Below are 14,026 nucleotides of genomic sequence, written 5' to 3'. Positions count from 1 at the left end.
TTACGTAGTTCCAGTCAATCTTATGACGTTATAAAAAGAAGAATTGACCGATAGTCACATTGGGAAGGAAAGGCTGACCACCATGTGGAGAGAAATTAAAGTACTGCTGGTAGACGATGATGCGCAGCGGCGACACGACATGAAAGTCATTCTTGATTTTCTTGGCGAAGAAGCAATTGTTGCTCAGACCACCGACTGGCGCAGGGAGGTGGAAGGTAAAATCGAAGACAGTACAGAAATCAGCGCCGTCCTTCTTGGTGACAGTAGTTCCATTGCGCTGGAAGATGTAATAGAAGGTTTACTGAGTTGGGATAAAGGCATCCCGATTCTTTTTATGGGCGACAGCTCATTGCCAGACAGTATGCCTGAGCATATTCACCGTGCTTTATTAGCTAATGTGGAGATGCCTCCGAGCTACAACAAATTGCTCGACAGCCTGCATCGCTGCCAGGTATATCGCGAACAATATACGCATAACCGCAGTCGCGGAGAGCGCCGAGAGGTACAGCTGTTCCGCAGTCTGGTAGGCACCAGCCGTCAGGTTCAGCATGTCCGTGAACTGATTATGCAGGTTGCGGATAAAGACGTCAGCGTGATGATTCAGGGTGAATCCGGCACCGGTAAAGAAGTGGTTGCGCGCAATCTGCATTACCATTCCCATCGTCGAAATAAACCTTTTGTGCCGGTTAACTGTGGCGCTATTCCTGCTGAATTGCTGGAAAGTGAACTGTTCGGTCATGAAAAAGGCGCCTTTACCGGAGCCATTAACAGCCGCCCCGGGCGTTTCGAGATGGCTGAAGGCGGTACGCTCTTTCTCGATGAAATCGGCGATATGCCGCTGAATATGCAGGTAAAAATACTGCGTGTTCTGCAGGAGCATACCTTTGAGCGGGTGGGCAGCAATAAAACCATCGAGACAAATGTGCGCATCATTGCGGCTACCCATAAAAACCTCGAACAGATGATTGAAGATGGTACTTTCCGCGAGGATTTGTACTACCGTCTCAATGTATTCCCGATTGATATGCCTTCCCTGCGGGAACGTGTCGAAGATCTGCCGTTATTGCTGAATGAGCTGATTTCCCGCCTGGAAAACGAAAAACGCGGTTCTATCCGCTTTAATTCTGCTGCCATTATGTCTCTGTGCCGTCATGACTGGCACGGTAACGTTCGGGAACTGGCCAATCTGGTGGAGCGGCTGGCGATTCTGCATCCCTATGGCGTGATCGGGGTTAATGAACTGCCGAAGAAATTCCGCCATGTGGATGACAATGATGAAAGCCTGTCGGTGCCGGTTATTGCTGATGTAACCCAGAATGATGGCCGCCTGGCGGGTATCGACTCTCCGGCATTACTGCCGGTTAATGGTCTGGATTTACGTGAATATCTGCAGGATCTTGAGTGTTCATTAATTCAGCAGGCGCTGGATGATGCTAACGGCATCGTTGCCCGCGCCGCTGAGAAATTAAATATCCGGCGTACGACTTTGGTCGAAAAAATGCGCAAGTATAATCTGCAGCGCAAAGAAAAAGATTTCGCCTGAGAGCGTCTTCTTTTTTGATCCGCCCACAGAAACGCCGCGCTTTGCGCGGCGTTTCTTTTTCTCTCTGTATTCCGTTCTGCTTTCCTGTCTGTTTTGTTGACGCTTTCCTTAGGGGTTGGCGCTAGAAAAACGGCACGCTAATTGCTCAACCCCTGTTCAGACTGTTTTTTTGTCGGTTTTTCGACAAACAACTGAGGTGGACATGGCAAATGCAGCATTGAGTCAGGTAAGAGAGCATCTTCCTCCAGCGTCAGGGCATATGGATCAGGCAGAGTTACGCCAGGCCTTTGTGCTGTTCAGTGAAATGTCTCAGCAACTGACGGATTCTTACAGCTTTCTGGAAAATAAAGTTGAGCAGCTCAGTGGTGAATTAGCCAATGTCTCGGCGCAGCGTATGCAGGAGTTGGCGGAAAAAGAACGGCTCGCGCATCGTCTGGAAAGCCTGTTGCAGTTATTGCCAGCCGGCGTTCTGCTATTGGATAAAAACGGCTATGTCCGTCAGAGCAATCCCGCCGCGGACGAGCTGCTGTTAGCCGCTTCCGGAGCCGAGTCTCTGTGTGGTCAGCGCTGGCGCACGTTAATTCAGAAGTGCTTTAAGCCCCGCCGGGATGATGGTCATGAGATTTCTCTGGTTGATGGCCGCCGTGTACACCTGCGTACAGCACCAATGGCCAATGAGCCGGGGCAATTGATTCTGTTAACGGATATGACCGAAACCCGTGCCCTGCAGGCGCAGCTGAGTCAGCATGAACGTTTGTCGGCGATGGGAAAGATGGTGGCATCGCTGGCCCATCAGATCCGTACGCCACTGGCTGCAGCCACGCTGTACGCCGGGCATCTGGCCGGTGAGCAGATCGCCGAAGATACCCGTATCCGCTTTGCCGGAAAGCTGCAGGAGCGTCTGCGTCACCTGGAAAATCAGGTTCGCGACATGCTGATTTTTGCCCGTGGCGAAGCCCCGCTGAATGATGAAGTGACCCTTGAGCAACTGATGCAGGGGGTCTCCGCTGCGATGGAGGTGCCGCTGGCGAATTTTGCTGCGACCTGCCATATCGACAATCAGATTCCGCATGTCCGCATTATCTGCAACCGTGATGCATTAATCAGCTCGCTGATGAACCTTGTGAATAACGCGCTGGAATCCAGCAGCAGTCCTGTGCATCTGGAAATTCTGGTCAGTGCCACCCGCGAAGGCCGTGTCCGTATTCAGGTAATGGATAACGGCCCGGGTATGAGCGCGGAGCAGAAGCAGAAAATTATGGAGCCTTTTTATACCACTAAAGCCAATGGTACAGGTCTTGGCCTGGCTGTCGTTCAGGCAGTTGCCCGTGCCCATCGGGCAGACTTTTTATTAACTGACAGTCCGGCCGGTGGCGTGTCGGCGGAATTAATTTTGCCGGTTTAAGCCGTCAGAACGGAGGAAATGATTATGCGTTTATTGGTAGTGGAAGATGATCCGCGTCTGCGCGAAGCCATTGTTGATACCCTGATGCTGAAAGGCCACGAGGTGTGTGAAGCGCCGAATGGTGTTGAGGCGATTGCCATTGTCCGCAGTCAGAATCTTGACCTGGTCCTGTCGGATATCAATATGCCGGGCATGGATGGACTGGAATTACTGCAGACCATTAAGCAGGAGCATCCCTGGTTGCCGGTGGTACTGATGACGGCCTATGGAGATGTTGGGCAGGCGGTTAAAGCCATGCAGCGCGGGGCCAATGATTATTTAATGAAACCCTTCGAATTACAGGAACTGGATGCTTTGCTGCGTCCGTTTAATAACGATGCGCCGGTGGCCGATGACTCCGAACCGGTATGTGAAGCGCTGGCATCGCAGCAGTTATTCCAGCTGGCGCAGCGGGTTGCGCAGACCGATTCCACAGTATTAATCAGTGGAGAAAGCGGAACCGGTAAAGAAGTTCTGGCACGTTATATTCACCAGCAATCAGACCGTCGTCACCAACCTTTTATTGCCATTAACTGTGCGGCTATTCCGGAAAACATGCTGGAAGCCATGCTGTTTGGTTATGAAAAGGGCGCGTTTACCGGCGCCTATAATGCCATGCCGGGTAAATTCGAGCAGGCAGAAGGTGGCACCTTATTGCTTGATGAAATCACGGAAATGGACCTTGGTCTGCAGGCCAAATTATTACGTGTATTACAGGAACGTCAGGTTGAGCGTCTTGGCGGAAAAAAAGTGCTCGATCTGGATGTGCGTATTGTCGCCACCACCAACCGTGAGCTGGCCGACTACGTTGCCGAAGGAAAATTCCGCGAAGATTTATATTACCGCCTGAGTGTCTTCCCACTGCAGTGGCTGCCACTGCGTGAACGTAAAGACGATATCCTGCCACTTGCCGGACGCTTGCTGGCACACCACGCGCGTAAAATGAAACGACCGGTGCCGCGTCTGATGGCAGATGCCGAACAGAAACTGCTGGCGCATCCATGGCCGGGCAACGTCCGTGAGCTGGATAACACCATGCAGCGTGCACTGATTATGCAAACCGGCCCGCAATTATTCGCCAATGATTTTATTCTGACTCCGGTGCCGAAAAACCGTCAGGAAAATATCAGTGTGGCAACTCCTGTGATGACGGAAGTCATGGTGGATGATGGTGAGCTGGGGAATGATCTGCGCCACCGTGAAGTGGAATTGATTGTGCGTGCTTTAAAAGAAGAGCCAAGCCGTAAAGAAGCAGCCGACCGCCTGGGAATCAGCCCGCGTACTCTGCGTTATAAAATGGCGAAATTGCGTGATGAAGGTGTGGATGTCGAGGCCATGCTGGTTTCCTGATTCTCCTTTGTAAACTGGCAAGGCTATTGCAGTGTCAGTAAAAGGAGTAAGAAAAGTGACTAAAAGCGTCAAATTTCTGAAGTAACAGGCAGACCATCATTGCAGTGCTGAGGGTAAAAACATGGTTGATCGCGTAGATATTAATTCGGTTCTGATGCAGATGCGGCAGGTGAAAAGCCAGCTGCGCAGCCAGAGTGCCAATGCACCGCAGTCAGTCAATCCACAAGCCACTCTGAATCAGGTACGGCAGGCAAAGCTGAGTGAGAATGAAACTGCGGTACGGGGTGACAATACTGTACCGGATTTTCAGAGCATGTTTAAAAATGCCATCGACAGCGTCAATGCCAACCAGAAAGTTGCCGGTGACCTGGCAACCCGTTTTGAGCAGGGTGATCCTTCCGTTGATTTACCGGAAGTGATGATTGCTCTGCAAAAATCCAGCGTCTCTTTTCAGGCTATGACCCAGGTACGTAATAAACTGGTCGAAGCCTATAAAGACGTTATGAATATGCCGGTTTAATTCTGGTACTGACTTATGGATAACGCAGCCGCATCAACGACCGACGATCTGGAAGTTTCTCCGCCGGCAAAGCAGGAAACAGCAGAAGCCGGGCATCCGGTTTTATCAGGTTTTAATCGTCTGTCCATCGTTCGTCAGATCGGTGTTATTGCCGGTATTGCTTTGGTTATCGCATTGGCGATTGCCATTTTAATGTGGTCGCGCGAACCAACCTATAAGCCACTGATCCATCGTCTGCAGGATCACAATGCGCAGGATATTGTCGAAGTTCTGCAGCGTGAAAGTATTCCCTTCGAAATTGATCCCACTACCCAGATATTAATGGTGCAGGCCGGCGATCTGCATGAAGCCAGAATGAAACTGGCCGCCGCCAGCTTAATTGACGATAAAACCGTTGGTCTTGAAGTGCTGGATAAAGACAGCACGCTGGGGACCAGCCAGTTTATTGAAAATGCCCGTTACCGCCGTGGCCTGGAAGGTGAGCTGGCGCGCACTATTGCCAGTGTGAAATCGGTGCGTAATGCCCGTGTACATCTGGCATTGCCCAAACAATCGGTTTTTGTCCGCGACCAGCGCAAGCCACGGGCGTCGGTCTTTATTGAATTATATGCCGGCCGTGATTTATCCCGCGATCAGGTGGAAGCTATTATTAATCTGGTGGCATCCAGTGTCAGCGAAATGGACCGGGCTGATGTGTCGGTGGTTGATCAGCAGGGTAATCTGCTGTCAAAAATAGAAGAGCAGAGCGGCGAAATGCTGGCTCATAAACAGCTCGAATATACCGAAAAAGTTCAGAGTTCTATTACCCAGGCCGTGAATAATATTCTTAAACCGGTATTGGGCAGCGAAAACTATAAGGCAGAAGTCTCGGCCGATGTCGACTTCACCGTACAGGAACAGAGTGAAGAACTGTACAACCCGGACTTAATTGCCCTGCGCAGCGAGCAATTACTCAACGAAGAAAATGCCGATAAAACCAATGGCGGAATTCCGGGAGCATTGTCCAATCAGCCGCCGGCTGCGGCGAATGCACCGGAAGTGGCTAACGGTGGTGCCGGAGGCGCTGGCGCAGGTGTTAACCGCCGCTCGGAATCGACCCGTAATTACGAAATTGACCGCACTCTGAGTTATAAACAACAGCAGATTGGCCGTATCCGCCGTCTGACCGTTGCGGTGGTGGTGAATGATCGCGCCAGTGTGAATGCCGAAGGCGAAACGGTCTATACCCCCTGGACGGATAACGACCTGCAACGCCTGGAAGTACTGGTAAAAGATGCCGTTGGTTTTAATGCCTCCCGTGGCGACAGCGTCAACGTTATCAACTCACCCTTTATGGGCAAAGGCGAGATTGAACTGGGTGATCCGGATTTCTGGACCCAGCCATGGTTCTGGGAAATCATGAAACAAATTCTTGCCGGCCTGTTTATTCTGGTGCTGATCTTTGGTGTGATCAGGCCTACTATCAAGAGTATTGCCAACCGTGGCCGCGACGAAGCTTCGATCCTGCTGGATGAGCTGGAAGACGCTGAAGCCGGTCTGGACGATGACAAAGTAACCCTGGCGGGTATGGATGAATTCCTGCTGCCGGGGGCGTCAGAAAGTTTTGAGCGCCAGCTGGATGCACTGAAAGGGCTGATTGCCGAAGATCCGGCGCGGGTAGCTCAGGTCGTAATCAAGTGGGTGAACGAAGATCATGGCAAATGAGAACACACCAGCGGAAGCTGATGGCGGCCTGACCAAACTCAGCCGGCTGGAACGTGCCGCCGTATTGCTGATGAGTCTGGGTGAAAAAGATGCGGCCGAAATCCTGAAGCATATGGGGCCGAAAGAAGTACAGCGCGTCGGTACCGCGATGGCGACCCTGAATAACATTAATCAGACCCAGGTAGAGGGTGTGGTGGCCGAGTTTCTCGAAGCGGTGAGCGGCCAGACCGGTATGGGGCTGGGCTCTGATAATTACATCCGCAATATGCTGACTCAGGCACTGGGTAATGATAAAGCCGGTGCGCTTATCGACCGCATCCTGCTGGGTGGTAATACCACTGGTCTGGACTCCCTGAAATGGATGGAGCCGCGCCAGGTGGCTGACCTGATCCGTCACGAACACCCGCAGATTCAGGCCATTGTTGTCTCGTATCTGGATGCCGATCAGTCGGCAGAAATCCTCTCCAATTTTGATGAAAAAGTACGTCTCGATATCATCATGCGTGTTGCCGCACTGGAAGCGGTACAGCCAGCAGCGCTGCACGAACTGAACGATATTCTTGAGCGTCAGTTCTCCGGCAAAGCGGGCGCACAGACCACCAGTATTGGTGGTGTCAAAGTGGCGGCCAATATCGTCAACTTCGTCGACAGTACTATGGCCAGTGATCTGCTTGAGCAGATCAAAGAAGTTGATGAAGATCTGGGTATTCAGATTCAGGACCTTATGTTCGTGTTCGACAACCTGGTGGATGTCGACGACCGTGGTATCCAGGCGCTGATGCGCGAAGTCTCTACCGATCTGTTGGTGGTCGCGCTGAAAGGCGCCGATCCGCTGGTACAGGAAAAAATCTTCAAAAATATGTCGAAGCGTGCGGCCGAGCTGCTGCGTGATGACCTTGAGGCTAAAGGGCCGGTCAAAGTCAGCGAAGTGGAAGGCGCACAGAAAGAAATTCTCACCATCGCCCGTCGTCTGGCCGATGCCGGCGAAATCGTGCTGGGCGGTGGCGGTGAGGCCATGATGTAACATGACAGAACTTCATCAGAAGCATCATCTGCCGCCCATTCCTGCGAAAGAAGCCAGGGAGGTAAAACCCTGGCGCCTGCCATTCTGGACCGAGCCTCCGGCCTGGCTGGTGGAGAAAGAAGCCGCTGAGAAAGCAGCGGCAGAACAGTCCTCTGACGAGGGCGATGATATTGCTGATGTCAGCCTGCCGACGGCTGAAGAGCTGGAGAATATCCGCCGCGATGCCTATAACGCGGGTCTTGAGCAGGGGCTGATCGAGGGGCGCCAGCAGGGGCAGCGCGAAGGTTATGACGCCGGACATGCCGAAGGTTATAAAGCAGCTTTTGATCAGGGCCATACCGAAGGCCGGGAAGAAGGGTTCGGCGCCGGTGAAGCCGATGGCAAACGCAAAGGTCAGGCGGATATCAATGCCGTGGTCGGGCGTCTTGAACGGGTTGTGAAACAACTGCAGAGCGGATTGATTGAACGTGACCAGCAATTGCCGGAAGTTCTGGCAGCGTTAGTCGCGGGAATCTGTGAGCGGGTCATCGGTACACAGCTTGCCGATGGCGCCGTGAATATTCACCGCTTTGTGCAGCATGCGCTCGCCGAATTACCGTCAGGTGAGGAAGAGGTCAAAGTGTTTGTTGGTCCGGATGATGCCCGCCATCTGCAGGCCAGTCTGGAAGTCAGCGGTCAGGAATTGCACTACAGCGTTGACGATAAGCTTCCGGCGGGTAATTGCCGTATCGAGAGTGAACACTCACTGGTCGAGTATTCATCGGCCGAATATCTGAATCAGTTGTTGGATAGCGTGCTGCCGCAACTGATGCATCAGGCCGCCAGTTTCCCGGATGAGGATGAGCAGGCCGGGTGGCAGGAGCCCGAATCCGTTGTCAGTGCTGCGGTTATGGATATCGATTCGCCAGCAGATTTTGCGGCTGAACTTGTCCCTGCTGAGTCTGACAATGAAGCTCCGGCACCCGATTCGCTTCCAATAGATAAGGACGAGACGGATAACGTTTGGCCTGAGGGCGACGGACATGAGCCTGAGTGAGCGCTGGCAACATATTCAGTTACCGGATAAACCCTATCAGCCGAAAGTCGCCGGACGGCTTGTCCGGATGGTCGGCCTGACCCTGGAAGCGGTCGGGCTGAGTGTGCGGGTGGGTGACCGCTGTATGGTCGAACGCAAGCAGGCGGAGGATATCGAGGCCGAAGTTGTTGGCTTTGACCGTGAGCGTATTTTTCTGATGCCGATTGAGCAGGTCGATGGCCTGCGTGCCGGAGCACGGGTATGGCCTCTGTCGGTTGCTGCTGATGTTCCGGTGGGTTTTAACCTGCTTGGCCGCGTGCTGGATGGCACAGGGCGGCCACTGGATCAGAAAGGACCGCTGCAGGATGTTGATCAGGGCAACCTGCAGGGCCGCCCGATAAACCCTCTGCACCGCGCCCCGATCCGCGAAACCCTGGATGTAGGCATCCGTGCTATCAACGCCTTGCTGACCGTTGGCCGCGGCCAGCGTATCGGTTTATTTGCCGGTTCCGGCGTCGGTAAAAGCGTGTTGCTCGGTATGATGACGCGCTTTACCCAGGCCGACATTATTGTGGTCGGCCTGATCGGTGAACGTGGCCGTGAGGTAAAAGAATTCATTGACGAAATTCTTGGTGAAGAAGGCCTGAGCCGCTCAGTCGTGGTGGCTTCTCCGGCGGATGATTCGCCATTAATGCGCTTACGTGCCGCGCAGTATTGCACTTCCGTTGCCGAATACTTCCGTGATCAGGGGCAGAACGTTCTGCTGCTGATGGATTCGCTTACCCGCTATGCCCAGGCACAACGTGAGATTGCCCTGGCGGTAGGCGAGCCGCCAGCGACCAAAGGCTATCCACCGTCGGTGTTTAATAAATTACCTAAATTGGTTGAACGCACTGGTAATGGTCAGGAAGGCGGCGGTTCTATTACTGCGTTTTATACCGTACTGAGCGAAGGCGATGATATGCAGGACCCGATCGCCGATGCCAGCCGGGCAATTCTTGACGGCCATATTGTGCTGTCGCGTAAGCTGGCTGAAGAAGGCCATTATCCCGCCATTGATGTTGAAGCATCGGTCAGCCGGGTTATGCCACAGATTGTCAGTGAGCAATGGCTGCGTAAGGCGCAATTGTGTAAACAGCTGATGTCGCATTACCGCCAGAACCAGGATCTGATCAGTGTCGGCGCCTATCAGCCCGGCAGCGACAACCTGCTGGATGTGGCGATTGAACGACTGCCAAAAATCAAAGCGATGCTGCGTCAGAGTCTGCACGAAGGTGCTGACATGGCGTCGAGCGAAAAGCAGCTGAACGATTTATTCCCGTCCCCGCCCCAGGCTAAGTCATGAGAAAGCACCCGCGTGCGCGCCGTTTGCAGGTACTGCTGGATATGGCTGAAAAAGCCGAGCAACAGGCGCTGCAGGAGTGGGGAAAACTGCAACAGAAATTGCAACAGGAAGAGCAGCAACGGGCGCAACTTACGGGTTATGCCAATGAATACCAACAGCAGCTTTCATCCCCCACGGATAAGGCTCTGAGTTCTGGCTTTCTGCATAACACGTTGGGCTTTATTGGCCAGATAGAAGCTGCGCTGCAGACTCAGAATGAGCAGATCAAATTGCTGCAGGAGCGTGTAGCGACGGCCCGTAGTCATTATCTTGAGCATCATGGCAAGGTTAAAGCACTATCCGGATTGATGGACCGGCTGGATCATGAGCACGATCAGCAAGCTGATAAAGAACTGCAGAAGCAGTCTGATGAGTGGGCTAACCGTGCAGCCTTTCAAAATTCCCGCAGCAACCAGAAGTAATTTCATTTAAGCGCATGAATGGCGCGTACTGATACTAAAGTCTGATAATTTTACGATTCCCCTCTCCGTGTTCCTGCAGACCGGTGTTTTTACCTGCGGGTTTATACGAATCATCCTGTCGTACTTGCCCCCAATCAATTCCTGAATCGCGCAACATATAAACGCTGAACGGGTTGTTATTCACAGATTCTCTAGCAGCTTTGTAATCAGCGTCTAATCTTAGTTATCAGACATTAAACAGGGCTTTGCTATGACTGATAACGTCATTATTGACTGCGGAGAACGGCTCAGTATTGAGCAGGTAGAAAAGCTATATGCCAGTGCAGAGCAGGCGCTGGCCACCGCAGGAGATATCAGTCTGGTCGCGGGTCAGGTTCAGTATTGTGACAGTGCCGGCCTGCAGCTGGTTCTGGCTTTGCAAAAAACACTGGAAAAAACCGGCCACAGAATTTACTGGCAAAGTGTCAGTGATTCGGTGCGGGAAATATCCGGTTATCTTGGCCTGACACAAGCATTAAATCTTAGTGAACAAGATTAATCAGCCCGATAACGAGCTATTTTAAACAACAGGAGCTGTAAATATGGCGAGTATTTTAGCTGTCGATGACTCTGCATCCATGCGACAGATGGTGTCTTTCACACTGCGTGGTGCCGGGCATGATGTACAGGAGGCCTGTGATGGCGTTCAGGCCCTTGAATTTGCCGGTCAAAAAAAATACGACCTTGTACTGTCCGATGTGAACATGCCCAACATGAATGGCATCGAATTAGTTAAGGAATTGCGCCAACTGGCCGATTACAAGTTTGTGCCTGTGCTTATGCTGACAACTGAATCTGCAGGCGATGTAAAAGCACAGGGAAAGCAGGCCGGAGCAACAGGGTGGATCGTCAAGCCTTTTAATCCGGAGCAGCTTCTGAGCACGATTAAACGCGTTCTGGGGTAACCGGTATGAGCATCGATCTTTCGCAGTTTCATCAGATATTCTTCGAAGAAAGTTTCGAAGGCCTTGATGTGATGGAGAGCCAGTTACTCGACCTGCAGCCGCAGGAGGTCGATGCAGAAAGTGTGAATACTATTTTCCGTGCTGCCCATTCAATCAAAGGCGGTGCCGGTACCTTTGGTTTTATGCAGGTATCGGAATTTACCCATGTAGTGGAAACCCTGCTGGATGAAATCCGCAGTGGTACCCGCAGTATGCAACGCAACTACATCGATCTGTTTCTGCAATCTGTTGATTGTCTGAGAGCCATGCTTGGCAGTCTGCAATCCGGTTCAGAACCTGATGGTGAGCGTGCGGCGACCTTAAAAGCCAGCTTTGAAGAAATTCTGCAACAATCAGCCGATAGCGATTTCCAGGTGACAGAAGAAAAAACCACTGTTGCTGATGAGGGCTGCAGTAACGGCTGGCGTATAACCTTTCGTCCGGCAGAAGATATTCTGCAAACCGGTAACGAGCCATTCCGCATGTTCCGAGAGCTGCAGGAACTGGTCGGTGCTGACAACCTGACCGTTATCCCGTTAACCGATAACCTTCCGGAATTTACCAGCCTGCATCCTGAAAACTGTTATCTCAGCTGGGTTCTGGAAGTCCGCAGTGATGTGAATCGTGATGATATTGCCGCTGTTTTCGAGTGGGTAGCTGACGATTGTGATATCGATTATCAACCATTAGCTGTTGCTGCTGCTCCTGATATCCCGACTGCTGATACTGCAGTGACAGAGGTGGCTGAGTCTGCAGTCAGCACCGACAGCACCGAGCCGGTTTCTGCTGTTATACCGGATAAAGTTTCAGAAGCACTCAGCGCATCGGCCGCGCAGCAAGCCAAGCCGGCTGCCCGTACAGCAGGAAAATCTAACGAGCCCTCTTCTATCCGGGTATCGATCGATAAAGTCGACAGTCTGATCAATATGGTTGGCGAATTAGTAATTACGCAATCCATGCTTGGCCAGCTTGGGCAGGACTTTGATATGAGTCGTCTTGCCCGCTTGCAGGAAGGACTGACACAGTTAGAACAGAATACCCGCGAGCTGCAGGAAAGCGTGATGAAAATCCGCATGATGCCGATCAGCTTTGCCTTCAGTCGTTTTCCTCGTCTGGTCCGGGATCTGGGAGGACAGCTGGGCAAACAGGTAAATCTGGTCATGCTGGGTGAAAATACCGAGCTGGATAAAACTGTGATGGAGAAAATCGGTGATCCGTTAGTGCACCTGGTGCGTAATTCTCTGGATCATGGTCTGGAAACAACGGAACAGCGTCTGGCTGCAGGTAAGCCGGGTGAGGGAACCATCACTCTGAATGCCTATCATCAGGGCGGCAATATCGTGATCGAAGTTAAAGATGATGGTGCCGGCCTCAATGAAGAACGGATTCTGAATAAAGCCAGACAAAAGGGCCTGGTGCCTGAAACTCAGGAACTCAGCAGCGAAGAAATTCACCAGCTGATTTTTCTTCCCGGATTTTCCACCGCCGATGTGGTCAGTGATATTTCCGGCCGCGGTGTAGGCATGGATGTTGTCCGCCGTAATATTGCCGAACTTAATGGCAGCATCGAAGTTAAATCCAAACGCGGTAAAGGTTCTACTTTTATCATCCGTCTGCCACTGACGCTGGCTATTCTCGATGGACAGTTGGTTAAGGTTAAGGACGAAACCTATATTTTCCCGCTGGTTTCTATTGTCGAATCCATTCAGCTGCAGAAACGCTCACTGAATCATGTAACGGGAAGCCAGTACGTTATGAAATTGCGGGACGAGTACATTCCTATTGTCCGTCTTGACGAGCTGTTTAACCTGCGTGCAAGTGATGATGAATTTGAAAATCCAATGCTGGTTGTGGTTGAAGGGGATAATGAAAAAGTCGGCATCGTTGTTGACGATCTTCTTGGCCAGCAGCAGGTCGTAATTAAAAGTCTGGAACAGAACTATAAACGTGTTACCGGAATATCGGGCGCAACTATTCTTGGTGATGGAACCGTTGCACTCATTATTGATGTTTCAGATGTTGGTAAAAATCTGGACAAATCTGCAAAAGGCCAGTCCCGATCAGATCAGGCTGCATAGGAAATCTTATGGATGCTCTAGCAATTGAAGAAAAAAAAGAACCGGGTAGTTCAGATGATCAGCAATATCTGACATTTATGATGTCTGATGAAGAATATGGGGTCGATATTCTTGCTGTACAGGAAATCCGTGGCTGGGAAGAGTCGACTTTGATACCCAATGCTCCTGATTATATCCGGGGAGTGATTAATCTTCGCGGTACTATTGTTCCCATTATGGACTTGCGTATCCGCTTTGGCCTTAAACGTGTTGAATACAGCCCAGTAACCGTTGTTATTATTCTTAAGGTAGAACGCGAAAATGGTGAGCGGGTAATGGGGATTGTAGTTGATGCAGTCTCTGATGTTTATACCATTGCCGATGCATCCACACGGAAACCGCCGGAACTTACCGAAGATAAAAACTCCGGATTTATTAAGGGGCTGGTTAATGTTAACGAAAAAATGGTCATTCTTCTTGATGTGGATGATCTGCTGAATATTTCTGAAGATAAATATCATTCAGGTTTTACAGATAATCAGAGCCTGTTTAATTAATATCAACAGGCCACCAATAATAA

The 14,026-nt window shown here is 51.4% G+C and carries 13 protein-coding genes; all 13 read left to right on the top strand.

Features of this window, described 5'->3' with window-relative positions; genetic code table 11:
* The first annotated feature begins 82 nt into the window (after nucleotides 1–82).
* The 13 genes from MT343_RS13590 to MT343_RS13530 all read left to right on the top strand — a co-directional run bounded on the left by MT343_RS13590 (nucleotide 83) and on the right by MT343_RS13530 (nucleotide 14,003).
* Nucleotides 83–1,543 (top strand): sigma-54 dependent transcriptional regulator, encoded by a 1,461-nt coding sequence (locus MT343_RS13590; protein WP_145465806.1) that lies wholly within the window; start codon nucleotides 83–85, stop codon nucleotides 1,541–1,543.
* 202 nt (nucleotides 1,544–1,745) lie between these two features.
* Nucleotides 1,746–2,948 (top strand): sensor histidine kinase, encoded by a 1,203-nt coding sequence (locus MT343_RS13585; RefSeq protein WP_243989404.1) that lies wholly within the window; start codon nucleotides 1,746–1,748, stop codon nucleotides 2,946–2,948.
* A 24-nt stretch (nucleotides 2,949–2,972) separates the two neighbouring features.
* Nucleotides 2,973–4,337: a sigma-54-dependent transcriptional regulator gene (locus MT343_RS13580; protein ID WP_274704276.1), complete on the top strand. Its 1,365-nt coding sequence runs from the start codon at nucleotides 2,973–2,975 to the stop codon at nucleotides 4,335–4,337.
* Nucleotides 4,338–4,458: 121 nt separating this feature from the next.
* Entirely contained in the window at nucleotides 4,459–4,857 is a 399-nt protein-coding gene (fliE, locus tag MT343_RS13575) for a flagellar hook-basal body complex protein FliE (protein WP_145465803.1), read from the top strand.
* 15 nt (nucleotides 4,858–4,872) lie between these two features.
* Complete coding sequence (gene fliF, locus MT343_RS13570) at nucleotides 4,873–6,561, top strand: flagellar basal-body MS-ring/collar protein FliF (protein ID WP_145465802.1); 1,689 nt, start codon at nucleotides 4,873–4,875, stop codon at nucleotides 6,559–6,561.
* A complete protein-coding gene (fliG, locus tag MT343_RS13565) occupies nucleotides 6,551–7,585 on the top strand; it encodes a flagellar motor switch protein FliG (protein ID WP_145465801.1) in 1,035 nt (344 codons plus the stop codon). Before fliF ends, fliG begins: the two co-directional genes overlap by 11 nt.
* 1 nt (nucleotide 7,586) lies before the next feature.
* A complete protein-coding gene (locus tag MT343_RS13560) occupies nucleotides 7,587–8,621 on the top strand; it encodes a FliH/SctL family protein (protein WP_145465800.1) in 1,035 nt (344 codons plus the stop codon).
* Nucleotides 8,608–9,945 (top strand): flagellar protein export ATPase FliI, encoded by a 1,338-nt coding sequence (fliI, locus tag MT343_RS13555; RefSeq protein ID WP_145465799.1) that lies wholly within the window; start codon nucleotides 8,608–8,610, stop codon nucleotides 9,943–9,945. Before MT343_RS13560 ends, fliI begins: the two co-directional genes overlap by 14 nt.
* A complete protein-coding gene (gene fliJ, locus MT343_RS13550) occupies nucleotides 9,942–10,406 on the top strand; it encodes a flagellar export protein FliJ (protein WP_145465798.1) in 465 nt (154 codons plus the stop codon). The genes fliI and fliJ overlap by 4 nt, the downstream gene beginning before the upstream one ends.
* Nucleotides 10,407–10,656: 250 nt before the next feature.
* Nucleotides 10,657–10,944: an STAS domain-containing protein gene (locus tag MT343_RS13545; protein WP_145465797.1), complete on the top strand. Its 288-nt coding sequence runs from the start codon at nucleotides 10,657–10,659 to the stop codon at nucleotides 10,942–10,944.
* A gap of 43 nt (nucleotides 10,945–10,987) precedes the next feature.
* Nucleotides 10,988–11,350, top strand: coding sequence for a response regulator (locus tag MT343_RS13540; RefSeq protein WP_145465796.1), 363 nt, complete (start codon nucleotides 10,988–10,990; stop codon nucleotides 11,348–11,350).
* Between the two features lie 5 nt (nucleotides 11,351–11,355).
* Nucleotides 11,356–13,467 carry a chemotaxis protein CheA gene (locus tag MT343_RS13535; RefSeq protein WP_145465795.1) on the top strand — a complete coding sequence of 704 codons (2,112 nt, stop codon included), beginning with the start codon at nucleotides 11,356–11,358 and terminating at the stop codon, nucleotides 13,465–13,467.
* Between the two features lie 8 nt (nucleotides 13,468–13,475).
* Nucleotides 13,476–14,003, top strand: coding sequence for a chemotaxis protein CheW (locus MT343_RS13530; protein WP_145465794.1), 528 nt, complete (start codon nucleotides 13,476–13,478; stop codon nucleotides 14,001–14,003).
* The last annotated feature ends 23 nt before the right edge of the window (nucleotides 14,004–14,026 follow it).

Origin of the sequence: Venatorbacter sp. C2-1 (assembly GCF_022832715.1) — a bacterium.
GTDB lineage: Bacteria > Pseudomonadota > Gammaproteobacteria > Pseudomonadales > Oceanobacteraceae > Venatoribacter > Venatoribacter alkanivorans.
Note: the sequence above shows the minus strand (reverse complement) of the source record. Positions and strands in the feature narration are given on the sequence as shown.

Coding starts and splice junctions, on each gene's coding strand:
- MT343_RS13560 (WP_145465800.1), top strand. CDS start 7,587: ATGACAGAACTTCATCAGAAGCATCATCTGCCGCCCATTCCTGCGAAA.
- MT343_RS13535 (WP_145465795.1), top strand. CDS start 11,356: ATGAGCATCGATCTTTCGCAGTTTCATCAGATATTCTTCGAAGAAAGT.
- MT343_RS13540 (WP_145465796.1), top strand. CDS start 10,988: ATGGCGAGTATTTTAGCTGTCGATGACTCTGCATCCATGCGACAGATG.
- MT343_RS13590 (WP_145465806.1), top strand. CDS start 83: ATGTGGAGAGAAATTAAAGTACTGCTGGTAGACGATGATGCGCAGCGG.
- fliF (WP_145465802.1), top strand. CDS start 4,873: ATGGATAACGCAGCCGCATCAACGACCGACGATCTGGAAGTTTCTCCG.
- fliE (WP_145465803.1), top strand. CDS start 4,459: ATGGTTGATCGCGTAGATATTAATTCGGTTCTGATGCAGATGCGGCAG.
- MT343_RS13530 (WP_145465794.1), top strand. CDS start 13,476: ATGGATGCTCTAGCAATTGAAGAAAAAAAAGAACCGGGTAGTTCAGAT.
- fliG (WP_145465801.1), top strand. CDS start 6,551: ATGGCAAATGAGAACACACCAGCGGAAGCTGATGGCGGCCTGACCAAA.
- MT343_RS13585 (WP_243989404.1), top strand. CDS start 1,746: ATGGCAAATGCAGCATTGAGTCAGGTAAGAGAGCATCTTCCTCCAGCG.
- fliJ (WP_145465798.1), top strand. CDS start 9,942: ATGAGAAAGCACCCGCGTGCGCGCCGTTTGCAGGTACTGCTGGATATG.
- fliI (WP_145465799.1), top strand. CDS start 8,608: ATGAGCCTGAGTGAGCGCTGGCAACATATTCAGTTACCGGATAAACCC.
- MT343_RS13580 (WP_274704276.1), top strand. CDS start 2,973: ATGCGTTTATTGGTAGTGGAAGATGATCCGCGTCTGCGCGAAGCCATT.
- MT343_RS13545 (WP_145465797.1), top strand. CDS start 10,657: ATGACTGATAACGTCATTATTGACTGCGGAGAACGGCTCAGTATTGAG.